Raw genomic sequence first — 24,692 nt, 5'->3', positions numbered from 1 at the left:
GTCGATGTTCGGGACCGCCCGGGTCGGCCCCGCAGCCGATCACTCGGCGGCGGCCGGCTTCGGCGAGTAGGTGATCTTGGTCTTGAAGCGGTTCTTCAGCGCTTCGTAATACGCCTCGCTCTCGGCAGCACCCCAGGCTTGAGTGTACTGCTGCGGCAGTTGCTCGACGCCCGGCACGCTGGCGCGGCCGCTCACGGCATTGATGCGGACCACCGCATAACCCTGCGTGCCCAGGTCAACCCCGGTGAACGCCGGCAGCTTGTCGGCCTTGGCCTTCAGCGCGGCCTCGACCACCGGGCGGCTCACCTCGCCGGGCTGCAGGCGGGACACTTTCACCGCCGCCGGCAGCGTGGCGCTGTCGGGGGCCTTCTGCCAGGCGGCCAGCTTGGCCTCGCCTTCCTTCCTGGCCAGCTCCGCAGCCTGGCGAGCCACCACACGCTCGCGCACCTGCGCCTTCACTTCCTCAAAGGGGCGCACGCGAGCCGGCACATGCTCGATGACGCGGGCCGCGGCCACCTGATTCGGCCCGATCTCGACGGCGTCGGTGTTGCGCTTGGAGCGCAGCGACTCGTCGTTGAAAACCGCCGCCAGCAACTTGGGATTGGCCAGCGCACCTTGCGCACCGGGAGCCGGCGTGCGAGTGACGTTCTCGGCGGTCTGCAGTGGCAGCTTCAGCTGCTCGGCCACCGGCTTGAGGCTGTCGGCCTGCTCGTAGACCACGTTGCCGAACTGCAGCGAGGCCTCGCTGTAGCGCAGCTGCGCGAGCTGGGTGCGCACCTCGTTCTCGAGCTCCGCGCGCACCTCCTCGAAAGGCTTGGTCGCACCGCCGCGGCTGTCGGTCAGCAGGATGATGTGGAAGCCGAAGTCGCTCTCGACCACCGGGCTGATCTCGCCCTTCTTCAGCGCAAACGCGGCGTCATCGAAGGGCTTGACCATATTGCCGCGGCCGAAGAACTCAAGGTCGCCGCCGTTGACTGCGGAGCCGGGGTCGTCGGAGTTCTTTTTCGCCACCTCGGCGAAGCTCTCGGGCTTGGCCTTCACTTCGGCCAGCAGCTTCTCGGCCTTGGCCTTCGCGGCCGCACGCTGCGCTGCCGGGGCGCTCTTGTCGGCCTTCACGAGGATGTGGCTGGCGCGGCGCTCCTCCGGCGTGGTGTAGCGCTTTTCGTTCTCTTTGTAGTGCTTGCGCAGATCCTCTTCGCTCACGGTGACATCCTTCTTCATCGCCTCCAGGTCGAGCACCACGTATTCGATCTTCACGCGCTCAGGCGACTGGAATTGCGCCGCGTTGGCCGGGTCCTTGTAATAGGCGTTCAGCTCGGCCTCGCTCGGATTGACCTTCGCGATGAAGTCCTTGGCGTCGAAGCGGGCCACCTGGATGTCGCGCTGCTGCAGGAAGGCGTCGAGCGCGATGTCGGTGACCGCCGGGGTGGACAACGCGCTGTCGCTCACGCCCTGCATGACCTGGCGCATCGAGATGTCCTGCCGCAGCCGCTGCACGAACATCTGCGCGCTCATGCCCTGGGCGGCCAGCATGTCCTTGTTCAGCGTCCCGTCGGGGTTGCGCAGGAAGGCCAGTTGGGGATCGGTGACGAAAAGGCGCTGCAGGCGCTCGTCGGTCGTGACCAGGTGCTGCTTGTCCGCGGCGGCCAGCATCACGCGCTCGCGCACCATGCCCTCCAGCGTCTGGCGGCGCATCTCCGGCGTGTCGAGCATCGCACTGTCGATGCCGGGCATCTGCGCGCGGGCCCGCTCGACCTGCTGGCGGTGCGCGGCATCGAGCTGGGGCGCCGTGATCTCCTGGCCGGCCACCTTGGCGACGGTCTCCGCGCGCTCGGCGAACTGGTTGTAGCCCTGCACCACGACGAAGGCGGGAATGATCAGCAACAACAGCAGGAAGAACAGGACACGCGTGTTGTTGCGGACGAATTCAAACATCGAAGGAACCTCGGACTCAAAGTCGACGGTGAACCGCGCCGGGGCGCGGAGCCAAGATCGATACCTCGCGCTTCACGTCAGACCGGCAACTCGCCGCCCACGGCCTGAGAGAGAAGAATGAATGCAAAAAAGGCGAACCGAGGTTCGCCTTCATCGTGTTGCCATCGCCGCGGCGGGAAGCCACCAGGGCGCTTGGCGGAGTGGACGGGACTCGAACCCGCGACCCCCGGCGTGACAGGCCGGTATTCTAACCAACTGAACTACCACTCCCCGGGATACCGCTTGTGTCCGCTGCCGCTTCCCGGTGGTGGGTGCTGAGGGGTTCGAACCCCCGACCTACGCCTTGTAAGGGCGCCGCTCTACCAACTGAGCTAAGCACCCGGGAAACGCGCCGCGGACCGCGGCGAGAAAACATCAGTTTAGTGCGTCTTTGAGAGCTTTGCCGGGACGGAACTTCGGCACCTTCGCTGCCTTGATCTTGATGGTGGCGCCCGTGCGCGGGTTGCGGCCGCTGCGCGCCGCACGCTTGCCCACGGCAAAGGTGCCGAAACCCACCAGCGAGACGGTCCCGCCTTTTTTCAGCGTGGTCTTCACGCCGCCGATCATGGCCTCCACGGCGCGCGTCGCGGCCGCCTTGGAAATGTCGGCCTGCTTGGCGATGTGCTCGATCAGCTCGGTCTTGTTCACAAAGTACCCCCTCTCAAAGGTGTCTCAGTTGAATCTCGGCATGGCCGGATGAAACGCGCATGAGCAACAGGTCGCGCGCCCGTGTGTATCGTCTACTGCGCGACCAATTACAGCCACCGCCCTACTCAGTGTCAAGCGCGGTTGCGGATTCTATGCGCATTTGGGGAGGTTAAAGAGTGAAGGATCCCGCGTGCTTCCACGCTTGACAACGCCCTGTCAGGCCGCGCCGGCACTGGGATCAGCGCAAGGCGTCGACGATGGCTTGTCCCATGTCCCGGGTACACGCGGCGCCGCCCAGATCAGGGGTCCGGGGGCCCCCGTTCGTGGGATCGAGCACGGTTTCGACCGCCTGCAGCACGGCATCGTGCGCTTCGCGATGGCCCAGGAAGTCGAGCATCAGCGCGCCTGACCAGATCTGGCCGATGGGGTTGGCGATGCCGCGGCCGGCGATGTCCGGTGCCGAGCCGTGCACCGGTTCGAACAGCGAGGGGAACCGCCGGTCCGGGTTGAGGTTGGCAGAGGGCGCGATGCCGATGGTGCCGGTGCAGGCCGGGCCCAGGTCGCTGAGGATGTCGCCGAACAGGTTGCTCGCCACCACCACGTCGAAAAACTCGGGTCTCTGCACGAAGTGGGCCGTCAGGATGTCGATATGGAACTTGTCGACTTTCACCTCGGGATATCCCCGCGCCGCTGCCTCGACCCGTTCATCCCAATAGGGCATGGTGATCGAAATGCCGTTGGACTTGGTGGCCGAGGTCAGGTGCTTCCTGGGGCGCGACTGCGCCAACTCGAAGGCGAACTTCAGCACCCGGTCGACACCGGTGCGGGTCATCACCGTGTCCTGGATCACCACCTCGCGCTCGGTGCCTTCGAACATGCGGCCGCCGACGCTGGAGTACTCACCCTCGGTGTTCTCGCGCACGATCATCATGTCGATCTCGCCGGGCCGGCGCGGGCTGCCGTCGCGCCGCACCAGCGGCGAGCGCACGCCGGGCATCAGGCGCGCCGGTCGCAGGTTGACGTATTGGTCGAACTCGCGCCGGAACTTCAACAGCGAGCCCCACAGCGAGACATGGTCGGGGATCTTCTCGGGCCAGCCGACCGCACCGAAGAAGATCGCGTCGTGGCCGCCGATCTGCTCCTTCCAATCCTCGGGCAGCATGCGGCCGTGCCGCTCGTAGTAGTCCCAGCTGGAGAACTCGAACTCGTCGACCTCCAGCTTGATGCCGAAGCGCCGCGACACGGCGTCGAGCACGCGCAGGCCCTCGGGCATCACTTCCTTGCCGATGCCATCGCCCGCGATGGCGGCGATGCGCAAGGTGCTCTTGCTTGCCGTGGTCATCATTTCACTCCTTGAACAAAAAACTCGAGCATCTCTTTGACCAGCGCGTCCGGCTGCTCCTCGGCGATGTAGTGGCCGCCATCGAGGGAGCGGCCGCTCACCATCGCGGCCCTCTCCCGCCACAGTGACATCACGTCGAAGCAGCGCGCCACCACACCCTGCGCCCCCCACAGCACGCGCAGCGGCTGTTCCAGGCGCCGGCCCTGCGCGACGTCCTCGCGGTCATGCACCAGGTCGATGGCCGCCGAAGCACGGTAGTCTTCGCAGATCGAGGTCGCGGAGCCCGGCACGGCGATGCAGCGCTCGTACTCGGCCAGGGCCACCGCATCGAACGCCGCCAGCCCCGCGTGTCGGCGGCCGATCACGCTGCGCAGGTAGAACACCGGGTCGGCCTCGATCAGCCGCTCCGGCAGCGGGGCCGGCTGGACCAGAAAAAACCAGTGCCAGTAGGACCGCGCGAAGTCCTCGCCGGTGCCCTCGTACATCGCCAAGGTGGGCGCGATGTCGAGCAACATCAGCCGGCGCACCGCATCGGGCGTGTCCATCGCGAGCCGGTGCGCGACGCGGGCACCCCGATCATGCGCGCAGACGTCATAGCGCGGCCAGCCGAGGCGGCACATGGCCGCGTGGACCTGCGCGGCCATGCGGCGCTTGCTGTGGTTCTCGTGCGCCTCGTCGGCCGGTGGCCGCGAGGAGTCGCCATAGCCGGGCAGGTCCATCGCGACGACGGTGAAGTGCCGTGCCAGGGTGTCGGCGACCCGGTGCCACATCACATGGCTCTGCGGATGACCGTGCAACAGCAGCAGCACCGGACCGCTGCCGCCCGAACGCAGGTGCAGGCGAACCGGACCGAGGTCGACCGTGTGTGAGCTGTAGGCACTGAACATGCCCCCATTGTGCGAACCGAAGGCAGGGCCGCAAGCAATAATCGGCCAAGCCTCTCTTTCCTGGCAGGAATGAATTCGATCGACAGACCCGATCTTGACCTGGTGCTGCAGGTGGCCGCCCAGGGCAGCCTGGCGGGCGCTGCCCGCCAGCTGGAGCTGGAGCCGCCCGCCGTCAGCAAGCGCCTGTCCGCGCTCGAGACACGCCTGGGCGTGCGACTGTTCAACCGCACCACACGGCGCCTCGCTCTGACGGAGGAAGGCGAGCTGTTCTGCCGCCAGGCGCGGCAGCTGCTTGACGGCCTGCAGGCCTTGGAAGACCAGCTGCAGGAGCGCCGCAAGGAAGCGCGCGGCCTGGTGCGCATCGCTTCGAGCTTCGGTTTCGGGCGCGCCTGGGTGGCGCCGGCCTTGGGCGATTTCCAGCGCCGCCATCCCCAGGTGGAAGTGCAGCTGAACCTGACCGAGCAGCTGCCCGACCTGACGACCGGCGGCGTCGATGCCGCGGTCTGGCTCTGGGCGCCGCGCGACCCCCATGCCGTGACCCGCAAGCTGGCGATCAACCGGCGGGTGCTGGTGGCGGCGCCGGACTACCTGGCACGCCGCGGCCGGCCGGCCACGCCGGCGGACCTGCAGCAGCATGCCTGCCTGGTGGTGCGCGAGCACGACGGCAGCCCGACCCACTGGCGGCTCTCGCCGGTGGAGCGGCGGCGCGAGGCCCGGCCGGTCACCGTGCGTGTGCAGGGCGCGCTGTCGAGCAACAGCGGCGAGGTGGTGCGCGACTGGACCCTTGCCGGCCACGGCATCATGCTGCGCTCGCTGTGGGACGTACACGAGGCCATTGCCGACGGCCGGCTGGTGCACCTGCTGCCCGGCTATGCCATGCTGGACGCCGACGTGCACTGGATCGCGCCGCAGCGCGCCCAGGGCAGCGCAGCCCCGCTGCGCCTGAGGCTGCTGCAGGACCACCTGGTGAAGTGGTTCGCGTCGCCGCCCTGGGCCCGGCCTTCAGCCGGCCCGCGCTGAGACCGGCGCCGCGGCCGACTTGACCACCAGCCAGACGCCGAGTGCGGCCAGCGCCATGCCCAGCAGGGTGGTGTGCGCGAGCGTTTCGTCGAACAGGATCCAGGCCATCACCGCGGTGCAAGGCGGCACGAGGTAAAGCAGGCTGGTGACGCGGGTGGCCGCGCCGCGCTGGATCAGCAGGTAGTACAGCGAGCTGCCGCCCAGGGTCAGGCCGAGCACCGACCACGCCATCGCGCCGATGAAGTGCGGATGCGCCACGATGGCCTCGGGCTCCAGCAGCGTAAGGGGTAGCGACACCCCCAGCGCCGCGAGCAGCTGCACCGTGTTGGCGGTGCGGACGTCACAGGACGCGACATGGCGTTTCTGGTACAGCGTGCCGACCGTGATGGACAACAGCGCGAACACCGCCAGGCCGAGGTTGAGGCGGTTCAGCTCGCCCACCCCCAGCTTGCGCCCGACCACCAGCGCCAGCCCCGCGAAGCCGAGCGCCAGCCCCAGCCACTGCCGTGCGCTGGCCCGGGTGTCCGAGCCGCCCCGGGCGGCCAGCCAGACCGCGGTGAGCACAGGTTGCAGCCCGACGATGAGCGCGATTGTGCCCGCGCCCATGCCGGCCTTCACCGCCGCCCAGACCCCGGCGAGGTAGCCCGCGTGCAGCAGCACGCCGGTGACGCCCAGGTGGGCCCACTGCCTTGTGCCACGCGGCCAGGCCGCCCGTGCCAGCACGATCCACGGCAGGAAGCAGGCGATCGAGAAGGCGAACCGCAGCGCCAGGAACTTCAGCGGCGGCGCATAGGGCATGCCGTAGCGCGCCACGATGAAGCCGGTGCTCCAGATCAGCACGAACACCCAGGGCATGGCCTGCACCAGGCCGCTTTGCCGCGACTGCATGGCGGCGCTCAGCGGGTCTTGGCGCGGATTTCGGGGAGCGCCTTCTGCAGGTAGTAGACCATCGACCAGATGGTGAGCACGGTGGCGATGTAGATCAGCCCCCTGCCCCAGATGCGCGTGTCGACGACCTCCAGCACGGTGCCGTCGTAGAGCAGGAAGGGGATCGCAATCATCTGGGTCATGGTCTTGGCCTTGCCCAGCATGTGCACGGCCACGCTCTTGAGCGCGCCGATCTGCGCCATCCACTCACGCAGTGCCGAGATGGCGATCTCGCGCCCGATGATGACCAGCGCCACCAGCGAGCTGACCCGGTCGAGCTCGACCAGGATCAGCAGCGAGGCACACACCAGGAACTTGTCGGCCACCGGGTCGAGGAAGGCGCCGAAGGACGAGGTCTGATTGAGCCTGCGTGCCAGCCAGCCGTCGGCCCAGTCGGTGAGCGCGAACACGACGAACAACACGGTGGCGACCAGATTGGCCGTCGGCGTGCTCAGCGGCACGGAGTAGACCCCCACGATCAGTGGGATGGCGACGATGCGCGCCCAGGTCAGCAACGTGGGGAGATTGAAGAACATGCGCCGGATTGTGGCTCAAGTTGGACAGCGAGGGCGGTGAGCCCTCGCAGCCGGGCCTCCGCCCTCCCCGCCGCAGGTCAACCGTCGATCGAACGCGGCTTGAATTTGCGGTCGTCGCGGAACAGGAAGGTCTCGGGGAAACGCCAGGGTTTGGGCAGGCGCGACACGTCGCCGAAAGGCGCCGCACGGCGCACCGCGTCGATCGCCAGCTGGGTGGTGTCGCGCGCCTGGCGGGGATGCCGCAGCACCTGGATGCGACGGATGCTGCCGTCGGCGTTGAGCTCGACCTCCAGCACCGGGATGGCCAGCAGGATGTCCGGCGGCGTGTCGAGGTAGACGCTGCCCTGGTTGGCCTGGGCGATGCGCTGGCCGGCGCGCACTCGGTACTGGTCCCAGCTGGTGGCGGGCGACTCGTAGCGGGCAGGCGGCTTGCTGCCGGCCACCGGGGGTGGCCCGCCGGGCAGTTTCTCGACCGTCTGCTGGGCACAACCGACCAGTCCGATGGCCGTGGCGGCCAGAGCTGCCAGCGCGACCAGCAGGCCGCCCGCGGCGACGCCGCGCTGAGTCTTCACTTCCGACTTCATCTCACCCTCTCCTAGTGGCCCGCCCCGCTCAGTGCAGGGCGCGGTAGATCTCTTCTGCCAGCTCCCGCGAGATGCCTTCGACCGACACCAGGTCCTCGACACTCGCATCGCCCACCCCGCGCAGGCCGCCGAAACGCTGCAGCAGGCGGGCGCGCTTTTTCGGCCCCACGCCGGGGATGTCCTCCAGCCGCGAGCCACCGGTGCGCACCGAAGCGCGCCGCGCCCGCATGCCGGTGATCGCGAAGCGGTGGGCCTCGTCGCGGATCTGCGCCACCAGCATCAGCGCGGCCGAGTCCTTGCCCAGGTAGACCTTCTCGCGGCCGTCGGCGAACACCAGCTCCTCCAGGCCGACCTTGCGGCCCTCGCCTTTCTCGACGCCGACGATCAGCCCCAGGTCCAGGCCCAGTTCCTCGAACACCTCGCGCGCCATCGCGACCTGGCCGCGGCCGCCGTCGACCAGCACCAGGTCGGGCAGGCGCGCCTCGCCCTTCTCGGCAGCCTCGGCCAGCTTCGCGTAGCGGCGCGTCAGCACCTGGCGCATCGCCGCATAGTCGTCGCCACCGGTGACGCCTTCGATGTTGTAGCGCCGGTACTGCGAGGACTGCATGCGGTGCGCCTCGAACACGACGCAGGATGCCTGCGTCGCCTCGCCGGCGGTATGGCTGACATCGAAACACTCGATGCGGAAGGTGTCGAGGTTTTCAGGCGAGAGGTCCAGCGCCTCGACCAGGGCGCGCGTGCGCGCCTGCTGCGAGCCTTCCTCGGCCAGCAGCCGCGCCAACGCCAGCTCGGCGCCCTTGCAGGCCATGTCCAGCCAGGCGCGGCGCTGCTCACGCGGCTGGTGCACGGTGGTCACCTTGACGCCCGAGGACTCCGACAAGGCCTCGATCAGCGCCTTGTCCACCGCGTGGCTGAGCACCAGCAGCGGCGGCACGCCGCCGTCCAGGTAGTGCTGGGCGATGAAGGCCTCCAGCACCTGCACGTCCACCGGGGGGCGTTCGGCGGCGTCCTCGACCTCCTCGGTGCCGATGGCTGTCGCGTCCTCGACGTGGGCCGGGAAGTAGGCGCGGTCACCCAGGTGGCGGCCGCCGCGCACCATCGCCAGGTTGACGCAGGCACGGCCGCCCTGCACCCGCACCGCGAGCACGTCGGCGTCCTTGTCGCTGCCGGTGTCGACCGACTGCTGATGCAGCACTCGCGACAGCGCGCCGAGCTGGTTGCGGATCTCGGCCGCCTTCTCGAACTCCAGCCGCTCGGCGTGGCCCATCATGCGCGCCTGCAGGGTGTCCATCAGCTCCTGCTGCTCGCCCTGCAGGAAACGCTGGGCGTTGCCGACGTCGCGGGCGTAGTCCTCGGGGCTGATGTGGCCGACGCAGGGGCCGCTGCAGCGCTTGATCTGGTACAGCAGGCAAGGCCGGGTCCGGTTGTTGAAGACCGTGTCCTCGCAGGTGCGCAGCCGAAACACCTTCTGCAGCAGCTGGATCGACTCCTTCACGGCCCAGGCGCTCGGGTAGGGGCCGAAATAGGCGTGTTTCTTGTCCACCGAACCGCGGTAGTAGGCCATGCGCGGGTACTCGTGGGTGGCAAGCTTCAGGTAGGGGTAGCTCTTGTCGTCGCGGAAGAGGATGTTGAAACGCGGGTTGAGCGTCTTGATGAGGTTGTTCTCGAGCAGCAGGGCCTCGGCTTCCGAGCGCACCACCGTCGTCTGCATCCGCGCGATCTTCGAGATCATGTGACCGATGCGCGTGCCACCGTGGTTCTTCTGGAAATAGCTGGAGACGCGCTTCTTGAGGTTGCGTGCCTTGCCGACGTAGAGCACCTGGTCCTCGGCGTCGAAATAGCGGTAGACCCCCGGCAGGGCGGGCAGCGCTGCAACTTCGGCGAGCAGCTTCTCGCGCGCGGCGTCGGGCCCGTCGGCGTCGGGCCCGTCGGCGGCGGGCACGGCGGATGCGGGAGGGATCAGAGGTTCCACAGGCTCGGTCATCCCCAAATTGTGCCAAGCGGCTCCGGTGCACTCGTCACGATCTTCAATAATTACGTCATGCAATGGGAAGTCTTTTGCCGGGTGATCGACAACTACGGCGACCTCGGCGTGTGCTGGCGGCTGAGCGCGGACCTGGCCGCGCGCGGCCACTGGGTGCGGCTGTGGACCGACGACGCCGCCCCGCTGGCCTGGATGGCGCCGGCCGGCGCGCCGGGCGTCGAAGTGCGGCGCTGGGACGAAGCCGCTTCGACGGCGCAGGTGGGCGACGTCGTCGTCGAGGCCTTCGGCTGCGAGTTGCCACCCGGGTTCGTTGCACAGATGGCCGCGCGCGTGCCAGCGCCCGCCTGGATCAATCTCGAATACCTGAGCGCCGAGTCTTATGTCGAACGCTCGCACGGGCTGCGTTCGCCGCAATTCAGCGGGCCGGGGGCGGGCCTGGACAAGCGTTTTTATTACCCGGGCTTCACGCCCCGCACCGGCGGCCTGCTGCGTGAGCCGGGCCTGCTCGCGCAGCAGGCCGGTTTCGACCGGGGGGCCTGGCTGCAGCGGCTGGGCTTCGCACCGCACGCGGGAGAGCGCGTCGCCAGCCTGTTCTGCTACGACAACCCCGCCCTGCCCGGCCTGCTGGCGCGGCTCGCGGAGCGACCGCAGCTGCTGCTGGTCACGCCCGGGCTCGCGGCGACCCAGGTGGCCGCCGGGCTCGGCCTCACGCCCGAGCCCGGCTCCGTGGTGCAGCACGGCGCACTGCGCATCGGCTTCCTGCCGGCGCTGCCCCAGCCCGAATTCGACCGCCTGCTGTGGGCCACCGACCTCAACTTCGTGCGCGGCGAAGACTCGGTCGTGCGCGCGATATGGGCCGGCCGACCCTTCGTCTGGCAGATCTATCCGCAGCACGACCAGGTGCACCTCGACAAGCTGGAGGCCTTCCTGGCGCGGTTCCTGGCGGGGGCGGGCGAGCCGCTCGCGACCGCGGTGCGCACGCTCTGGCAGGCCTGGAACGGCGGTGCCGGAGCCTGGCCGGCCTGGCCCGACGAGGCCGACTGGTCCGCGCAAGTGCTGCGCTGGCGTGAAACCCTGCTCGCCGAAGCCGATCTTTGCAGCCGTCTGCTCGGTTTTCTCGGCCGGACAGGGTAGAATCTTGGGCTTTGCGCGCGTCCGACGGCGAGAAGATTGCCGGGGCGAAGGACCTGGCCTGGCGAGGCCAGTCCAGACCGACAAGACAAGAAGACCAGAAGAAGATCAAGAACCTCAAGACCTGGGCCCAGCCCCATGCCGGATCCGTGAAATGCGAACGGGAACGGAAGGCGAAGCCGAAGTAGGTCCTTGCATCGATCATGCGCGCCCCCATCTCCCACCATCTTTCGACCGACCCCAAAAGGGACTGATATGAAAATCGCACAGGAAATTCGCGCCGGCAACGTGATCATGCAGGGCAAGGACCCGATGGTCGTGCTCAAGACCGAATACAGCCGCGGTGGCCGCAACGCAGCGACCGTGCGCATGAAACTCAAGAGCCTGCTGAACAATTCGGGCACCGAAGTCGTCTTCAAGGCCGACGACAAGATGGACCAGATCGTGCTGGACAAGAAGGAGTGCACCTACTCCTACTTCGCCGACCCGATGTACGTCTTCATGGACTCCGAGTACAACCAGTTCGAGGTCGAGGCCGAGAACATGGGCGACGCCATCAGCTACCTCGAAGACGGCATGCCGGTCGAAGTGGTGTTCTACGACGGCAAGGCCATCTCGGTCGAGCTGCCCACCTCCCTGGTGCGCGAAGTCACCTGGACCGAGCCAGCCGTCAAGGGCGACACCTCGGGCAAGGTGCTGAAGCCCGCCAAGATCGCCACCGGCTTCGAAATCCAGGTGCCGATCTTCGTGGCCCAGGGCGACAAGATCGAAATCGACACCCGCACGCACGAGTACCGCAAGCGCGTCTGAGCGCGATGCAAGCGACGGGCGGCCCCCGGGCCGCCTCGCGTCGATACTGAAGGGCACCACCGGTGCCCTTTGTTGTTTCTGCCCTGCCCTGCCCTGCCGATGAAAACCGAAGCGCTGCGCCCTGCCCGGATCGCCTTCAACGAGGCCGGCCTGCCCTGGGCGCCCGACTTCGGCGACGTCTACCACAGCAGCGCCGGTGCATTGGCTCAGGCGCGCCATGTTTTCCTCGGCGGCAACGGCCTGCCCGGACGCTGGCGGGGGCGGCGCGACTTCGTCGTGCTGGAGACCGGCTTCGGACTGGGCAACAATTTTCTCGCCACCTGGCAGGCCTGGCGCGAGGACCCGGCGCGCTCTGAACGCCTGCAGTTCATCTCGATCGAGAAGCACCCGGCGACACGCGATGACCTGGCCCGGGTGCACGCGGCGCACGCCCTGCCGCAACTGGCCTCGCAGCTGGTGACGTCGTGGCCCGCGCTGACGCCCAATCTCCACGCGCTGGACTTCGAAGACGGCCGGGTGCGCCTGCTGCTCGGGTTCGGTGAAGTCGCTGCGCTGCTGCCCGAGCTGCGGGCCGAGGTCGACGCATTTTTCCTCGACGGCTTCGCCCCGAGCAAGAACCCCGGCATGTGGGAGCGCCGGGTGCTGAAAGGCCTCGGCCGGCTCGCCGCCCCGGGCGCGACGGCGGCCACCTGGAGCGCGGCGCGCGCGGTGCGCGACGGACTCACCGAAGCCGGCTTCAGCGTCGAGGCGGCGGCTGGCTTCGGCGGCAAACGCGACATGACGGTGGCCCGCTTCGAGCCGCGTTTTGTGCCGCCGCGCCTGGCCGCCTGGCAGGGCGCGCCCGCTTCCTCGCGCGAAGCGGTGGTCGTGGGCGGCGGGCTGGCCGGCTGCACAGCGGCCGTGGCGCTGGCACGGCGCGGCTGGTCCTGCACCGTGCTCGATCGCCATCCCGTGCCGGCCCGCGAAGCGTCGGGCAATGCGGGCGGGCTCTTCCACGGCATCGTCAACCCGCAGGACGGTGCGCATGCGCGCTTCAACCGTGCGGCCGCGCTCCACCTCGAACGCCGCTTGCGCGACCTCCGCCGCGCCCACCCCATCGCCGGCCAGTGCGATGGCCTGCTCAGGCTGGAAGCACACAACGAGGTCGACGCGATGGCCCGGCAACTCGACGCCCTTGCGCTGCCGCCGGACTACGTCCAGGGCCTGGACGCCCGGCAGGCCTCTGAACACAGCGGGCTGCCGCTGCAGCTGCCGGCCTGGTACTACCCGGGCGGCGGGTGGCTGCGGCCGGGGGACTTGTGCGCGGCGCTGCTCCGCGATGCGCCCGGCATCCGCTGGCGCGGGAGTGTCGAGGTGGCCGCCTTGCGGCAAGCGGGCGAGGATCGCGAACTGCTCGATGCCACGGGGACGGTGGTGGCCCGGGCGCCGGTGGTGGTGCTCGCCAATTCGGCCGATGCGGCGCGCCTGCTCGGGCCGCGGCACTGGCCGCTGTCGGCGGTGCGCGGGCAGACCACGTCGCTGCCCGCCACGGCGTCCGGCCTGCGCCCGGCCCGCTTGCCGGTGGCGGGCGCAGGCTATGTGCTGCCGCCCCACGACGGACGCGTGTGGTGCGGGGCGACCACCGGCCCCGGCGATGCCGACCCCTCGGTGCGCTGGGCCGACCATGAACACAACCTCGCCCAGCTCGCCCGGCTGACAGGCTCGATGCCCGACGTCGATGCCAGCACCTTGAGCGGCCGCGTCGGCTGGCGCAACGTCAGCGACGACCGGCTGCCGGTCATCGGGCCGGTCCCGGACGAACGCTGTCTGGACCGGGGCGGCCTGCGCCTGGACCATGCGCGTTATGTGCCGCGCCACGCCGGCCTGTACGTCTACACCGGCCTCGCCTCCCGCGGCATCACCTGGTCGCTGCTCGGCGCCGAAGTGCTGGCGGCCTGGGTCGCAGGCGATGCCTGCCCGCTGGAGAACGATCTGCGCGACGCCCTCGATGCGGCCCGTTTCGTGAGCCGCGCCGCTCGCCGGCAGGCTGGCTGAAGTCCCCTGCCCCCTCAGTCCGGCTCCGCGGCCACCCCGCCCGGCAGCAGCCCGAGCGCCTCGGACTCGGGCAAGGCCTCGACGTTTTTCAGCGCCTTGCCCATCACACGGGTGCGGGTCTGGGCCGCCTCGATGGTGTGGCTGGCTTCCTCCAGCTTTTTGCGCGTCTTGTCGAGCACGTCGCCGAACTTGGTGAACTCGGTCTTCACCGCCCCCAGCACGCTCCACACTTCTGACGAACGCCGCTCCAGCGCGAGTGTGCGGAAGCCCATCTGGAGACTGTTGAGCATCGCCAGCAGCGTGGTCGGTCCGGCCAGGGTCACGCGGTGCTCACGCTGCAAGGCCTCCACCAGGCCCGGCCGGCGCAGCAGCTCGGCATACAGGCCCTCGGTCGGCACGAACAGCACGCCGAAGTCGGTGGTGTGCGGCGGGGCCAGGTACTTGGCCGCGATGCTGCGGGCTTCGTCGCGGATGCGCAGCTCCAGCGCGCGGGCGGCCGCCTCGGCGGCTTCGCGGTCGGCGCGGTCCTGCGCGTCAAGCAGGCGCTCGTAGTCCTCGCGCGGGAACTTCGCGTCCAGCGGCAACCACACCGGGCCGCCGCCCTCGCCGCGACCCGGCAGGCGGATCGCGAACTCGACCCGCTCGCGGCTGCCCGGCACGGTGGCGATATTCGTCGCGTACTGCTCGGGCGTGAAGACCTGTTCCAGCAGCGCGGCCAGCTGGGTTTCGCCGAAGATGCCGCGCGCCTTCACATTGCTCAGCACCCGCTTGAGATCGCCGACGCCTTGCGCCAGGCTCTGCATCTCGCCGAGGCCGCGGTGCACCTGCTCCAGGCGGTCCGCCACCTGGCGGAAGCTCTCGCCCAGGCGCTGCTCCAGGGTCGCGTGGAGCTTTTCGTCGACCGTCTGGCGCATCTGCTCCAGCTTGCGTTCGTTGTCGGCCGCCAGGGCCGACAGCTTCTGCTCGACCGTCGTGCGCACTTCGGCCAGGCGTCTTTCGTTGGCGTCGGACAAGGCGCTCAACTGGGCATGCAGAGTGCGCACCACGTCGCCCTGTTGAGCCATCAGGCTGCGCTGGAAGTTGGACAAGGTGGCGCCCAGCTCCTGGCGCGTGCCCTGGCCGCTGCGGCCCACCTCGTCGCGCAGCTCTCGCTCCAGCCGGGCCAGGCCGTCGCCCTGCAGGCGCAGCAGGGCCGCCTCCAGCTCATCGCGCGAGGCCGGCTGGGCGCGCCGGCTCCAGGCCAGCAGCAGGAAGATCAGCAGGAGGAGATGGAGCGCGCCGAGCGCGAGCAGCCACCACAGGTCAGGTTTCATCGCCGCCATTGTGGCAGCGAGGCGCTCACGCCCGCTGCAGCACCTCGGGGTTCAGCGGCGACAGCGGCTGCCCGGCGCGCGGGCCGAAGCCGAGACCGGCGATCAGGTTGTCGGCCGCCAGCTGCGCCATCGCGATCCGGGTGCGCATCGTGGCGCTGGCGATGTGCGGGGTCAGCACGGCATTCGGCAGATCAAGCAGCGCAGGGTGCACGTGCGGCTCGCCCTCGAAGACGTCGAGGCCGGCGGCGGCAATGCGACGTTCGCGCAGCGCCTCGGCCAGCGCAGCGTCGTCGACCACGCCGCCGCGGGCGATGTTGGTCAAGGTGGCACTGCGTTTCATCAGCGCGAGCTCGGTCGCGCCGATCGTGTGGTGGGTCTCCGCGCTGTAGGGCACCACGAGCATCAGATGGTCCGACTCGCGCAGCAGCTCTTCCTTGCTCACGTAGCGGGCCTTCAGCGCCGCCTCGGTCTCGGCCGGCAGACGCGAGCGGTTGTGGTAGAGCACCTGCATGTCGAAGCCGTGGGCGGCACGCCGCGCGATGGCCTGTCCGATGCGGCCCATGCCGAGGATGCCCAGCGTGCTGCGGTGCACCTCGCGGCCCATCATCACGTCGAAGCTCCAGTTGCCCCAGCGGCCTTCACGCAGGAAGCGCTCCGACTCGGACAGCCGGCGGGCCGCGGCGAGCATCAAGGCGAAGCCGAAGTCGGCGGTGGTCTCGGTCAGCACATCAGGCGTGTTGGTGCACAGCACGCCGCGTGCGGTACAGGCCGGCACGTCGATGTTGTTGAAGCCCACCGACATGTTCGCGACCACACGCAGCTCGGTGCCGGCTTCGAGCGCGGCGGCATCGATGCGGTTGGTCGGCATCAGGTAGACGCCGACCTTGCCCGGCAGCCGGGCCGCCAGCTCTTCGGCGGTCCAGGGATGCTCGGTGTCGTTGACTTCCAGTTCGAAGTACTCCCCCAGGCGCTCCAGCACCTGCGGAAAGACCTTGCGCACGACCAACACCTTGGGCTTCATCAAACCAGACTCCTGTTGTCGGGGCCACCGTCGGCCCCCGTTGATAAACGACGCATGGCGCGCGGCTGTCTCATGCCGAGGCCGGCTGGTGCACCAGCACCACGTGCACGCGGTAGGGCCCGTGCGCACCGAGCACGATGGTCTGCTCGATGTCGCCGGTGCGCGAGGGACCGGAGACGGTGTTGAAACCGCGCGGGATCTCGCCCAGTTCGCGCCGCATCAGGTCGAAGGCATCTTCCTGACAGGCGACGATGCGCGAGACGGGCAGCAGCACCACATGGGTCTCGGGCAGCAGATGGGCCGAAGTCCAGGTGCCGGGACTCGAGGCGAACACCAGCGAGCCGGTCTCGGCGACCGCACAGAAGCAGCCAGTGACGCTGTTCGGGTCCTCGTCCCGCGGAGGCCGGAATTCGACGTCCAGCCCGGCGCCCTGCCAATCGAGGTGGCGCAGGGTGTCGTAAGCCACCGCACGGGCCGGCAGTCCGGCCGCGGCGAGGAAACGGGCCACCGCGGCCGGGGCATCACGCCACAAGGCGACCTCGTCCAGCGTGGTCTGCAAACGCACCGCCATCTGCCGGAAGGTGCCGAGCAGGTCGGCCGGCAGCGCGGGCAAGGGTCCGCGCGGGTGGGCTCGCAGCCAGTCGCGCGCTTCGCGCTCCTCGGCGGGACGCGCTCCAGGGCCGCGCGCTTGGCGGCTGCGTATGCGGGCCAGGATGCGCTCGCGCGCCAGGGGGGTGTCCATCGCGTGGATTATAGAAATCGACGACGCGGCATCGGCCTCCCGCTCAACGACGCGGTTCCACCTGCCGGAACCAGTCGGCGCGGCTCGAGGAGGCCAGCCCCGCCTTCTCCAGTGCCATGCGCAGGCGCAGCAGCCGGTGTTGCGCCTTCTCGGCCTCATCGGCCGGCAAGCCGTCCAGCGCTGCTTGGAGCGTGCGCAGTTCGTGCAGTTGTGCCAGCTCTTCCGGCACGTAACCCGCGTTCTTCAGCACCCGCATCACGGCGCGCTGCTCTGCGGGCACCAGCGGGTTCTCGTCCAGTTCCAGCGGCCGGCCTTCGCCGGGCAAGCCCGACAACTCACCGGCTTCGACGGCACGAGCGATACGTTCCTCTGCGATGCGTTCCAGGGGCGACATGCGATCTCCTGTCGGGCGGCTCTACCTGAGCTTGTCGAGCGCCGCCTGCAGGGCTGGCGGCAGCACGGCCGGGCGTCGCGTCGCGCGATCCACGTAGACATGCACGAAGTGGCCGCGCGCCGCGCACTGCGCCTCGCCTTCGGCAAACAGCCCGACCTCGTAGCGCACGCTGGACGAGCCGACATGCGCCACCCGCAGCCCGGCATCGACGCGCTGGGGGAAGCTCAGCGACGAGAAGTAGTTGCACTGCGTCTCGACCACCAGCCCAATGACCTCGCCGGCGTGCAGGTCCAGCGCGCCTTCGGCGATCAGGTAGTGGTTCACCACCGTGTCGAAGTAGCTGTAGTAGACGACGTTGTTGACGTGGCCGTAGACGTCGTTGTCCATCCAGCGCGTCGTGATGGGCAGGAAGTGGCGGTAGGCGCTGCGGGCTTCAGGCTGGGGTCGGGACATGGGGCGAAGACGGGAATTGCAGGCGTTGGTGATGCTCGGACGCCAGGGCCAGCGTCCGCAACTGGATGGCGACGGTCTCCTCGATGACACGGCCGTAGCCGCCCGCCATCGTCAGCGCCACCGGGATGCCGCGCTGGCGCGCGGCCTCGAACACGCGCGTGTCGCGCTCGGCCAGCCCGGCCGCGGTCAGCTTGAGCCGGCCGAGCCGGTCGCCTTCGTAAGGATCGGCGCCGGCCAGATAGAAGATCAGGCCCGGCGGCGCTTCCGCATGGCGCTGCCAGAGCGTCTCGAGGGCAAGCTCCAGCGCAGCGAGATAGGCCTCGTCAGCACAGCCGTCAGGCAGTTCGACGTCCAGGTCGCCGGCCTCCTTGCGGAAGGGGAAGTTGCGCGCCCCGTGCAGCGACAGCGTGAACACCGTCGGGTCGTCGCGGAAGATCGCCGCGGTGCCGTTGCCCTGGTGCACATCCAGGTCGATGACCGCGACCCGCAGCAGCCGCCGGTGCAGGCGGTGCGATTCCGCCTGCATCAGCCGTGCCGCCACCGCCACGTCGTTGAACACGCAGTAGCCGCTGCCCTTGTCCGCGTCCGCGTGGTGGGTGCCGCCCGCCAGATTGGCGGCGATACCTTCGCGCTGTGCGGCCCGCGCGGCAGCCACCGTGGCTCCGACCGAGCGGCGCGAGCGCTCGGCGACCTGCGGCGACCACGGGAAGCCGATCTCGCGCTGCTGTGCCGGGTTCAGCCAGCCCTCGCTGACGGCCGAGACATAGGCCGGCTCGTGCGCGAGCGCCAGCTCACCATCGGTTGCAGCTGGCGCTTCGCACAAGCGCACCCGCGGCAGCGAACGCTCGACCGCCTCCCGTAACAGCCGGTACTTCGCGGCGGGGAAACGATGCCCCTCGGGCAGGGGCAGGACGAAGTGGTCGGAGTAGAACGCTTGCACGAATCGAAGGCCGGCGGCGCTGGGCCGAGGGCACGGGTCGGAACCGGCCCATTGTGCCCGCGGAGCCGGACCCGGCGGGCGCGCCACGGTGTCCGGCTTCGAGCAAGGCCCGGGCCCGAATGTCCGCTCGGCGGGGCGGTCCTAGAGCACGGGCCCTAAATTGCTGCATTGCAACAATGAGGACTTGCAAGGCTTCCTCGAATCCTTATACTGAGCTCATGCTGCGTTGCAACATAAGCAGCTCCAAGTTCAACCAGTCCGATCCTCACCCGTCGTCACCTCAGGAGGTTTCCGAACATGCTCACCGCAGAACAACTGATCGCCGCCCAAAAGACCAATGTCGAAACGCTCTTCGGCCTGACCCAGAAGGCCTTCGAAGGCGTGGAGAAGCTGGTCGAGCTGAACATCCAGGTGGCGAAGGCTTCGTTGGGCGAAGTGGCCGACCATGCCCAGGCCGTGCTGTCCGCCAAGGACGCCCAGGAACTGCTCGCCCTGCAGACCAGCCTGCTGCAACCGAGCGCCGAGAAGGCCGCCGCCTACAGCCGCCACGTCTATGACATCGCCGCCTCGACCAATGCCGAAGTGACCCGCGTCGCCGAAGCCCAGTTGGCCGAAGCGCAGCGCAAGTTCCTCGCCGTGGTCGACAGCGCCGTGAAAAACGCGCCGGCCGGCACCGAAAACGCCGTGGCCCTGGTGAAGTCGGCCGTGGCCGCCGCCAACAACGCCTTCGAAAGTGTTCACAAGGCCGCCAAGCAGGCTGCCGACGTCACGGAAGCGAACCTGCAGGCGATGGCCAACACCGCGGTCAAGGCCACCCAAGCCGCCAAGCCGAAGCGCCCGGTGGTTTGAGCGCCGACGGAGTAATGTTTTGTGTCGGGGTTGAACTTCTCCGTTCTCCCCCGATCTGTGGAGATACCGTGAGTCTTCACGGTCTCCCTGAAAGGTTGTCTCCTCGGTACCTCTCGAAACCCTCCTTTCAAGGTACCTTCAGCCCGACGGCTTGCCGTCGGGCTTTTTCTTTCCGGCGGCGCTCCTTATCGGGCCCGCGGCGCGACCTTGGCCTTGATGGTGGCCAGGGCCGCTTCTGCCGCATCGCGCCCGGCCTGGATGGCCTTGCCGCGGGCCGTGAAGTCCGCGCCCGACACGCCGCTGAGCCGCGGCGTCAGGACCACGTCGGCATTGCGCAGCTCGAACTGGTTGATGCTGCGGCCCATGATCGCGAAGGTCTGCAGCAGCATGCGCATCGCGTCGCCCAGCGGGTTGCCTTCGGGCGGCGAGGAGATGTCGACCGCAATCACCACGTCGGCCCCCATCTGCCGTGCGAAACGGACGGGCACCGGTGACACCAGACCGCCGTCGACATATTCGCGCCCGGAGATGCGCACGGGCTGGAACACCGCCGGCACGGCACTGGAAGCGCGCACCGCGACGCCCGCATCACCGCGCTGGAACAACACCGCCTGGCCGTTGCCGAGGTCGGTTGCGACGATGCCCAGCGGCAGTTTCATCTGCTCGATCAGCTTGTTGCCGGTCTGCTGGTTGACGTATTTCGCCAGCGCCTCGCCCCGGATCACGCCTCGCAGCGGGAAGGACCAGTCGGTGATCGTCAGTTCGTCCATCGAGTCGGCCAGTGCCACCAGTTGCGACGGCGTCTTGCCGGCCGCATAGAGCGCCGCCACCAGGCTGCCGGCCGAAGTGCCGGCCACGAGATCGGGCTTGATGCCGTTTTCTTCCAGCACCTGCAGCACGCCGATGTGGGCGAAGCCGCGCGCCGCGCCACCGCCGAGCGCCAGGCCGATGCGCGGCGGCTTGGGACTCGGCTTGTGCACGGCGGCCGGGGCCGGGGGCGGTACGGGCTCGATCGGGGCGAGCGGCGGCGTGATGGGCGGCGGCTCGTCGGGTGGCGCCGGGGGCGGGGTCTGGCATGCCGCCAGCGCGGTCGCGGCCAGGACCACCAGGACGCGCCGCGCCAGGCGGGAGAAGGCGGCGCCACGCAGGGCGCCGGCAAGGGAAGCTGGAGCTTGCATGGGCGGCGATTTTATCGAGGGCCTGTGTGCCGAAAGCTTTCCAAATAACGATATTCGATAAACAACCAACAATTCGTTAGTTCTCTTTTATATGGAGCGCTTCTACAGTCCGGGACTCGCCGTGGTGCGTCTGCACCGCGGTCCGAACAAGAAAGGATTCCATGGATGCAATCGCGGTTCTGAGCGGCTTTGCGGTCGGCGCCATCGTCGGGATGACGGGCGTCGGCGGCGGCTCGCTCATGACGCCCCTGCTGCTGTCGGTGTTCAAGCTGAACCCCGCGGTGGCGATCGGCACCGACCTCTGGTTTGCGGCCATCACCAAAACCTCGGGCTCGATCGCCCACCACCGCCACGGCCATGTCGACTACCGCATCACCGGCCTGATGCTGGCCGGCAGCATCCCGGCAGCGACCGCGACCATCGCGCTGATGCACTTCACCGGCGTGACCAAGGGCTGGGCCAGCGCGCTCACCTTCTCGCTCGGCATCGCGCTGCTGCTGACCGCCGTCACGGTCGCCTTCAAGAAGACCTGGCACACGGTCGCCCTGCGCCTGCAGCGCTGGATGCCCGAGCACCGCAAGCCGGCCTTGACCGTGCTGGCCGGCCTGATCCTCGGCGTGCTGGTCTCGCTGAGCTCCATCGGCGCCGGCGCGATCGGCGCCACCCTGATCCTGTTCCTGTACCCCCAGCTCGATGCCAAACGCCTGGTCGGCACCGACATCGCGCACGCGGTGCCGCTGACCCTGGTGGCCGGCATTGGCCACGCGACGCTGGGCCACGTGAACTGGGAACTGCTGGCGGCGCTGCTGCTCGGCTCGATCCCGGGCATCTGGTTGGGGGCGCAGCTCACCCGGAAAATGCCGGAAGGTATCGTCCGCACCCTGCTGTGCGGATCGCTGGTGGCCGCCGGCCTGAAAGTCATTCACTGAGATCCACGATGTATCAATACACCGAGTTCGACGAACGTTTCGTCAAGCAACGCGCCGCGCAGTTCCGTGACCAGCTGGAGCGCAACCTCGCGGGCACCCTCAGCGAGGACGACTTCCGTGCGCTGCGCCTGCAGAACGGCTGGTACATCCAGCGCCACGCGCCGATGGCGCGCATCGCCGTGCCGTATGGCGAGCTGAGCTCGAAACAGCTGCGCAGGCTGGCCCACATCGCGCGCACCTACGACCGCGGCTACGGTCACTTCACGACGCGTCAGAACATGCAGTTCAACTGGATTCCGCTGGCCCGGGCCGCGGACGTGATGGACGAGCTGGCCGAGGTCCACATGCACGGCATCCAGACCTCGGGCAATTGCATCCGCAACATCACCAGCGACGCCTTCGCCGGCATCGCGCCGGACGAAGTGATCGACCCGCGCCCCTATTGCGAGGTGATGCGCCAGTGGTCCTCGCTGCATCCGGAGTTCGCCTTCCTGCCGCGCAAGTTCAAGATCGCGGTGACCGGCGCCGCCGAGGACCGCGCCGCCATCGCCTGGCACGACGTCGGCCTGCACCTGCTGCGCAACCCGGACGGCGAGGTCGGCTTCAAGGTGCTGGTCGGCGGCGGCATGGGCCGCACGCCGATCACCGGCACCGTGGTGCGCGAGTTCCTGCCCTGGCAGCAGATCCTGGTCTACATCGAGGCCGTGGTGCGGGTCTACAACCGCTACGGCCGGCGCGACAACATGTACAAGGCGCGCATCAAGATCCTCGTCAAGGCCGAGGGCCAGCGTTTCATCGACGCGGTCGAGCGCGAGTTCCAGGAGATCCTGCAGCACGACGTGGACGGCAACGCCCACCTGATCCCGCAGGCTGAGCTGGACCGTGTCGCGCAGTACTTCGACGTGCCCGATGGCGTCGACCTCAAGGCCGCCAAGGATGCCCTCGGCACGCCGGTCGCCGATGCCCCGCCCGCCTTCCATCGCTGGCTGGAGCGCAATGTGCACGCCCACCGCCTGCCCGGCTACCGTGCCGTCACGCTGTCGCTCAAGCGCGTCGGCCAGGCCCCCGGCGACATCACCGACGCCCAGATGGAAGCCGCGGCCGACATCGCCGACCGCTACAGCGTCGGCGAGCTGCGCGTCACCCACGACCAGAACCTGGTGCTGCCCTGGGTGCGCGAGGCCGACCTCTACGCGCTGTGGCAGGTGGCCAAGGCGAACAGTTTCGCGACGCCCAACATCGGCCTGCTGACCGACATGATCGCCTGTCCCGGCGGCGACTTCTGCGCGCTGGCCAACGCCCGCTCCATCCCCATTGCGGAGGCCATCGCCGAGCGCTACCAGGACCTGGACGAGCTCTACGACATCGGCGACATCGACGTCCACATGAGCGGCTGCATCAACTCCTGCGGCCATCACCACAGCGGCCACATCGGCATTCTCGGCGTCGACAAGGACGGCTCCGAGTGGTACCAGATCACGCTGGGCGGATCCGACGGCAGCGCGCAGAGCGGCCCCTCGGTGGCCGGCAAGGTGATCGGCCCGTCCTTCTCGGCCGACGAGGTGCCCGACGTGCTCGAGGCGGTGGTCGAGACCTACCGCAGCCAGCGCGCCGCCAACGAGCGTTTCATCGACACGGTCAAGCGTATCGGGCTGGAGCCGTTCAAGACTGCCACCAACGCGGTGCGCCGCACCACCGGCCAGCACAACAAGGCACTGGCGGCCTGAGGAGTAGACCTATGCAGTTCATCACCACCGGACAAGACCGCTGGACCGCCGCCCCGGAAGGCGCCACCGTGACGCCCGCCCCCCAGACACTGCTGAGCTGGGCCCAGTGGCAGGAGGTGCGCGCGTCATGGCCCGAGGGGCTCAAGGCCGGCGTGTCCTTCCCCAACGATGCCGACATCGAGGCCCTGGCCGACGACCTGCCGCGCCTGGACCTGGTCGTGCTCCACTTCCCCAAGTGGACCGACGGCCGCGCCTACAGCCAGGCCAGCCTGCTGCGCAAGCGCTATCGCTACACCGGCCAAGTACGCGGCGTTGGCGACGTTGTCGTCGACATGATGCCGCTGATGGCCCGCACCGGCTTCGACGCCGTGGTCCTGCGAGAAGGCCAGAACGTCGAGTACGCCCAGCGCGCGCTCGGCTTTTTCCCGGGCTACTACCAGGGCGACGTGGTGCAGCACCAGCCGCTGTTCGTGCGCCAGGGAGGAGCCGCGGCATGAACGCGATTTCCCTCTACGCCCGCGCCTCGGAAGGTTTCGCGGCCAAGCTCGCGCACACCACGGCGCTGCTGCAGGCCGCCGCCACTCAGCACGCCGGCGCCATCGTGCAGGCCACCAGCCTCGGTGCCGAGGACATGGTGCTGACCGACCTGATCGCCCGCGAGCAGATCCCCATCGCCGTCGGCACGCTGGAGACCGGCGCGCTGCATGCCGAGACCGTCGCGCTGATCGACCGCATCGAGCAGCGCTACGGCTTCAAGGTCGAGGTCTACCGTCCGGTCGCCGACGCCGTGGTGCACTTCGTCGGCCGCCACGGCGAGAAGGCGATGTACGAGAGCATCGACCTGCGCAAGCAGTGCTGCGGCATCCGCAAGCTGGAGCCGCTGTCGCGCATGCTCGATCAGCGCAGCGCCTGGGTCACCGGGCTGCGTCGCGAACAGTCGTCCAACCGCGGCGAGGTGCCGTTCAGCGACGTCGACGACCAGGGCCGCACCAAGCTGAACCCGCTCGCAGATTGGACCTGGAACGACGTGTGGCACTACATCGCCACCTACGAGGTGCCCTACAACCCGCTGCACGACCAGTTCTACCCCAGCATCGGCTGCGCACCGTGCACCCGCGCGATCGCCGTCGGTGAGGATTTCCGCGCCGGCCGCTGGTGGTGGGAAGACGAAAAAGCCAAAGAGTGCGGGCTGCACGTCAAGCATGACGAACCCGCTGCCGTATCGATGATTGGAGCCCGCGCATGAACGCCCCCGTGAGCGTTGAACAA

General features: G+C 68.8%; 24 protein-coding genes and 2 tRNA genes. 9 read left to right on the top strand and 17 right to left on the bottom strand.

The window, feature by feature from the left end:
- Positions 1 to 39: 39 nt before the first annotated feature.
- From OOT46_RS27755 to OOT46_RS27730, 6 genes are all read right to left on the bottom strand, one after another.
- Positions 40 to 1,935 (bottom strand): peptidylprolyl isomerase, encoded by a 1,896-nt coding sequence (locus tag OOT46_RS27755; RefSeq protein WP_265406872.1) that lies wholly within the window; start codon positions 1,933 to 1,935, stop codon positions 40 to 42.
- Between the two features lie 193 nt (positions 1,936 to 2,128).
- Positions 2,129 to 2,205, bottom strand: a tRNA-Asp gene (locus OOT46_RS27750).
- A gap of 35 nt (positions 2,206 to 2,240) precedes the next feature.
- Positions 2,241 to 2,316: transfer RNA gene (locus OOT46_RS27745), tRNA-Val, on the bottom strand.
- A 33-nt stretch (positions 2,317 to 2,349) separates the two neighbouring features.
- Positions 2,350 to 2,622: an HU family DNA-binding protein gene (locus tag OOT46_RS27740; RefSeq protein WP_265406871.1), complete on the bottom strand. Its 273-nt coding sequence runs from the start codon at positions 2,620 to 2,622 to the stop codon at positions 2,350 to 2,352.
- Positions 2,623 to 2,860: 238 nt separating this feature from the next.
- Positions 2,861 to 3,964 (bottom strand): tartrate dehydrogenase, encoded by a 1,104-nt coding sequence (locus tag OOT46_RS27735; RefSeq protein ID WP_416136265.1) that lies wholly within the window; start codon positions 3,962 to 3,964, stop codon positions 2,861 to 2,863.
- Complete coding sequence (locus tag OOT46_RS27730) at positions 3,964 to 4,851, bottom strand: alpha/beta fold hydrolase (RefSeq protein WP_265406869.1); 888 nt, start codon at positions 4,849 to 4,851, stop codon at positions 3,964 to 3,966. The genes OOT46_RS27735 and OOT46_RS27730 overlap by 1 nt, the downstream gene beginning before the upstream one ends.
- A 69-nt stretch (positions 4,852 to 4,920) precedes the next feature.
- Here OOT46_RS27730 and OOT46_RS27725 point away from each other — a divergent pair, with 69 nt between their 5' ends.
- Entirely contained in the window at positions 4,921 to 5,871 is a 951-nt protein-coding gene (locus OOT46_RS27725) for a LysR substrate-binding domain-containing protein (protein WP_265406868.1), read from the top strand.
- Here OOT46_RS27725 and OOT46_RS27720 read toward each other — a convergent pair.
- The 4 genes from OOT46_RS27720 to uvrC form a co-directional block, all read right to left on the bottom strand.
- Positions 5,854 to 6,759, bottom strand: coding sequence for a DMT family transporter (locus OOT46_RS27720; RefSeq protein WP_265406867.1), 906 nt, complete (start codon positions 6,757 to 6,759; stop codon positions 5,854 to 5,856). The two genes, OOT46_RS27725 and OOT46_RS27720, sit on opposite strands and share 18 nt — an antisense overlap.
- 8 nt (positions 6,760 to 6,767) lie before the next feature.
- Positions 6,768 to 7,334: a CDP-diacylglycerol--glycerol-3-phosphate 3-phosphatidyltransferase gene (gene pgsA / locus OOT46_RS27715; protein WP_265406866.1), complete on the bottom strand. Its 567-nt coding sequence runs from the start codon at positions 7,332 to 7,334 to the stop codon at positions 6,768 to 6,770.
- 77 nt (positions 7,335 to 7,411) lie between these two features.
- Positions 7,412 to 7,918 (bottom strand): hypothetical protein, encoded by a 507-nt coding sequence (locus OOT46_RS27710; RefSeq protein WP_265406865.1) that lies wholly within the window; start codon positions 7,916 to 7,918, stop codon positions 7,412 to 7,414.
- A gap of 28 nt (positions 7,919 to 7,946) precedes the next feature.
- Positions 7,947 to 9,902 (bottom strand): excinuclease ABC subunit UvrC, encoded by a 1,956-nt coding sequence (gene uvrC / locus OOT46_RS27705; RefSeq protein WP_265406864.1) that lies wholly within the window; start codon positions 9,900 to 9,902, stop codon positions 7,947 to 7,949.
- A gap of 57 nt (positions 9,903 to 9,959) precedes the next feature.
- Here uvrC and earP point away from each other — a divergent pair, with 57 nt between their 5' ends.
- From earP to mnmC, 3 genes are all read left to right on the top strand, one after another.
- The gene (gene earP, locus OOT46_RS27700) at positions 9,960 to 11,036 is read left to right on the top strand and encodes an elongation factor P maturation arginine rhamnosyltransferase EarP (protein ID WP_265406863.1); all 1,077 of its coding nucleotides are present in this window, start codon (positions 9,960 to 9,962) and stop codon (positions 11,034 to 11,036) included.
- A 252-nt stretch (positions 11,037 to 11,288) separates the two neighbouring features.
- Positions 11,289 to 11,843, top strand: coding sequence for an elongation factor P (efp, locus tag OOT46_RS27695; protein ID WP_265406862.1), 555 nt, complete (start codon positions 11,289 to 11,291; stop codon positions 11,841 to 11,843).
- 99 nt (positions 11,844 to 11,942) lie between these two features.
- Positions 11,943 to 13,877, top strand: a complete 1,935-nt coding sequence (mnmC, locus tag OOT46_RS27690) for a bifunctional tRNA (5-methylaminomethyl-2-thiouridine)(34)-methyltransferase MnmD/FAD-dependent 5-carboxymethylaminomethyl-2-thiouridine(34) oxidoreductase MnmC (protein ID WP_265406861.1) — start codon at positions 11,943 to 11,945, stop codon at positions 13,875 to 13,877.
- Positions 13,878 to 13,891: 14 nt separating this feature from the next.
- Here the strand turns inward: mnmC and rmuC are convergent, their stop codons facing one another.
- The 6 genes from rmuC to OOT46_RS27660 form a co-directional block, all read right to left on the bottom strand.
- Positions 13,892 to 15,190, bottom strand: coding sequence for a DNA recombination protein RmuC (gene rmuC / locus OOT46_RS27685; protein ID WP_265406860.1), 1,299 nt, complete (start codon positions 15,188 to 15,190; stop codon positions 13,892 to 13,894).
- Positions 15,191 to 15,215: 25 nt separating this feature from the next.
- A complete protein-coding gene (locus OOT46_RS27680) occupies positions 15,216 to 16,211 on the bottom strand; it encodes a 2-hydroxyacid dehydrogenase (RefSeq protein WP_265406859.1) in 996 nt (331 codons plus the stop codon).
- A gap of 70 nt (positions 16,212 to 16,281) precedes the next feature.
- Complete coding sequence (locus OOT46_RS27675; protein ID WP_265406858.1) at positions 16,282 to 16,953, bottom strand: LutC/YkgG family protein; 672 nt, start codon at positions 16,951 to 16,953, stop codon at positions 16,282 to 16,284.
- 43 nt (positions 16,954 to 16,996) lie between these two features.
- The gene (locus OOT46_RS27670) at positions 16,997 to 17,347 is read right to left on the bottom strand and encodes a DnaJ family domain-containing protein (protein ID WP_265406857.1); all 351 of its coding nucleotides are present in this window, start codon (positions 17,345 to 17,347) and stop codon (positions 16,997 to 16,999) included.
- A 21-nt stretch (positions 17,348 to 17,368) separates the two neighbouring features.
- On the bottom strand, positions 17,369 to 17,800 hold the full coding sequence (locus OOT46_RS27665; RefSeq protein ID WP_265406856.1) for an acyl-CoA thioesterase: 432 nt from the start codon (positions 17,798 to 17,800) through the stop codon (positions 17,369 to 17,371).
- Positions 17,781 to 18,740: a histone deacetylase gene (locus OOT46_RS27660; protein ID WP_265406855.1), complete on the bottom strand. Its 960-nt coding sequence runs from the start codon at positions 18,738 to 18,740 to the stop codon at positions 17,781 to 17,783. Before OOT46_RS27660 ends, OOT46_RS27665 begins: the two co-directional genes overlap by 20 nt.
- Positions 18,741 to 19,037: 297 nt before the next feature.
- Here OOT46_RS27660 and phaP point away from each other — a divergent pair, with 297 nt between their 5' ends.
- A complete protein-coding gene (phaP, locus tag OOT46_RS27655; protein WP_265406854.1) occupies positions 19,038 to 19,589 on the top strand; it encodes a TIGR01841 family phasin in 552 nt (183 codons plus the stop codon).
- 185 nt (positions 19,590 to 19,774) lie between these two features.
- Here phaP and OOT46_RS27650 read toward each other — a convergent pair whose 3' ends face one another.
- Positions 19,775 to 20,767 carry a patatin-like phospholipase family protein gene (locus tag OOT46_RS27650; RefSeq protein WP_265406853.1) on the bottom strand — a complete coding sequence of 331 codons (993 nt, stop codon included), beginning with the start codon at positions 20,765 to 20,767 and terminating at the stop codon, positions 19,775 to 19,777.
- A gap of 161 nt (positions 20,768 to 20,928) precedes the next feature.
- Between OOT46_RS27650 and OOT46_RS27645 the strand changes: the two genes are divergently transcribed.
- Genes OOT46_RS27645 through OOT46_RS27630 form a run of 4 tightly spaced genes read left to right on the top strand, consistent with a single transcriptional unit; the run spans position 20,929 to position 24,669 of the window.
- Positions 20,929 to 21,696: a sulfite exporter TauE/SafE family protein gene (locus OOT46_RS27645; protein ID WP_265406852.1), complete on the top strand. Its 768-nt coding sequence runs from the start codon at positions 20,929 to 20,931 to the stop codon at positions 21,694 to 21,696.
- Positions 21,697 to 21,704: 8 nt separating this feature from the next.
- Entirely contained in the window at positions 21,705 to 23,423 is a 1,719-nt protein-coding gene (locus OOT46_RS27640) for a nitrite/sulfite reductase (RefSeq protein ID WP_265406851.1), read from the top strand.
- Positions 23,424 to 23,434: 11 nt separating this feature from the next.
- Positions 23,435 to 23,920, top strand: coding sequence for a DUF934 domain-containing protein (locus OOT46_RS27635; RefSeq protein WP_265406850.1), 486 nt, complete (start codon positions 23,435 to 23,437; stop codon positions 23,918 to 23,920).
- Positions 23,917 to 24,669 carry a phosphoadenylyl-sulfate reductase gene (locus OOT46_RS27630; RefSeq protein WP_265406849.1) on the top strand — a complete coding sequence of 251 codons (753 nt, stop codon included), beginning with the start codon at positions 23,917 to 23,919 and terminating at the stop codon, positions 24,667 to 24,669. Before OOT46_RS27635 ends, OOT46_RS27630 begins: the two co-directional genes overlap by 4 nt.
- The last annotated feature ends 23 nt before the right edge of the window (positions 24,670 to 24,692 follow it).

This window comes from Aquabacterium sp. A7-Y (genome assembly GCF_026153205.1).
In the GTDB taxonomy this organism is placed as follows: domain Bacteria; phylum Pseudomonadota; class Gammaproteobacteria; order Burkholderiales; family Burkholderiaceae_C; genus Caldimonas.
This window is presented reverse-complemented; position numbering and strand designations above follow the sequence as displayed.

Bases quoted from the DNA above. Each gene is read 5' to 3' on its own strand.
- OOT46_RS27755 (WP_265406872.1), bottom strand. From the start codon at position 1,935: ATGTTTGAATTCGTCCGCAACAACACGCGTGTCCTGTTCTTCCTGCTG.
- OOT46_RS27735 (WP_416136265.1), bottom strand. From the start codon at position 3,964: ATGACCACGGCAAGCAAGAGCACCTTGCGCATCGCCGCCATCGCGGGC.
- OOT46_RS27730 (WP_265406869.1), bottom strand. From the start codon at position 4,851: ATGTTCAGTGCCTACAGCTCACACACGGTCGACCTCGGTCCGGTTCGC.
- OOT46_RS27725 (WP_265406868.1), top strand. From the start codon at position 4,921: ATGAATTCGATCGACAGACCCGATCTTGACCTGGTGCTGCAGGTGGCC.
- OOT46_RS27720 (WP_265406867.1), bottom strand. From the start codon at position 6,759: ATGCAGTCGCGGCAAAGCGGCCTGGTGCAGGCCATGCCCTGGGTGTTC.
- pgsA (WP_265406866.1), bottom strand. From the start codon at position 7,334: ATGTTCTTCAATCTCCCCACGTTGCTGACCTGGGCGCGCATCGTCGCC.
- OOT46_RS27710 (WP_265406865.1), bottom strand. From the start codon at position 7,918: ATGAAGTCGGAAGTGAAGACTCAGCGCGGCGTCGCCGCGGGCGGCCTG.
- uvrC (WP_265406864.1), bottom strand. From the start codon at position 9,902: ATGACCGAGCCTGTGGAACCTCTGATCCCTCCCGCATCCGCCGTGCCC.
- earP (WP_265406863.1), top strand. From the start codon at position 9,960: ATGCAATGGGAAGTCTTTTGCCGGGTGATCGACAACTACGGCGACCTC.
- efp (WP_265406862.1), top strand. From the start codon at position 11,289: ATGAAAATCGCACAGGAAATTCGCGCCGGCAACGTGATCATGCAGGGC.
- mnmC (WP_265406861.1), top strand. From the start codon at position 11,943: ATGAAAACCGAAGCGCTGCGCCCTGCCCGGATCGCCTTCAACGAGGCC.
- rmuC (WP_265406860.1), bottom strand. From the start codon at position 15,190: ATGAAACCTGACCTGTGGTGGCTGCTCGCGCTCGGCGCGCTCCATCTC.
- OOT46_RS27680 (WP_265406859.1), bottom strand. From the start codon at position 16,211: ATGAAGCCCAAGGTGTTGGTCGTGCGCAAGGTCTTTCCGCAGGTGCTG.
- OOT46_RS27675 (WP_265406858.1), bottom strand. From the start codon at position 16,953: ATGGACACCCCCCTGGCGCGCGAGCGCATCCTGGCCCGCATACGCAGC.
- OOT46_RS27670 (WP_265406857.1), bottom strand. From the start codon at position 17,347: ATGTCGCCCCTGGAACGCATCGCAGAGGAACGTATCGCTCGTGCCGTC.
- OOT46_RS27665 (WP_265406856.1), bottom strand. From the start codon at position 17,800: ATGTCCCGACCCCAGCCTGAAGCCCGCAGCGCCTACCGCCACTTCCTG.
- phaP (WP_265406854.1), top strand. From the start codon at position 19,038: ATGCTCACCGCAGAACAACTGATCGCCGCCCAAAAGACCAATGTCGAA.
- OOT46_RS27650 (WP_265406853.1), bottom strand. From the start codon at position 20,767: ATGCAAGCTCCAGCTTCCCTTGCCGGCGCCCTGCGTGGCGCCGCCTTC.
- OOT46_RS27645 (WP_265406852.1), top strand. From the start codon at position 20,929: ATGGATGCAATCGCGGTTCTGAGCGGCTTTGCGGTCGGCGCCATCGTC.
- OOT46_RS27640 (WP_265406851.1), top strand. From the start codon at position 21,705: ATGTATCAATACACCGAGTTCGACGAACGTTTCGTCAAGCAACGCGCC.
- OOT46_RS27635 (WP_265406850.1), top strand. From the start codon at position 23,435: ATGCAGTTCATCACCACCGGACAAGACCGCTGGACCGCCGCCCCGGAA.
- OOT46_RS27630 (WP_265406849.1), top strand. From the start codon at position 23,917: ATGAACGCGATTTCCCTCTACGCCCGCGCCTCGGAAGGTTTCGCGGCC.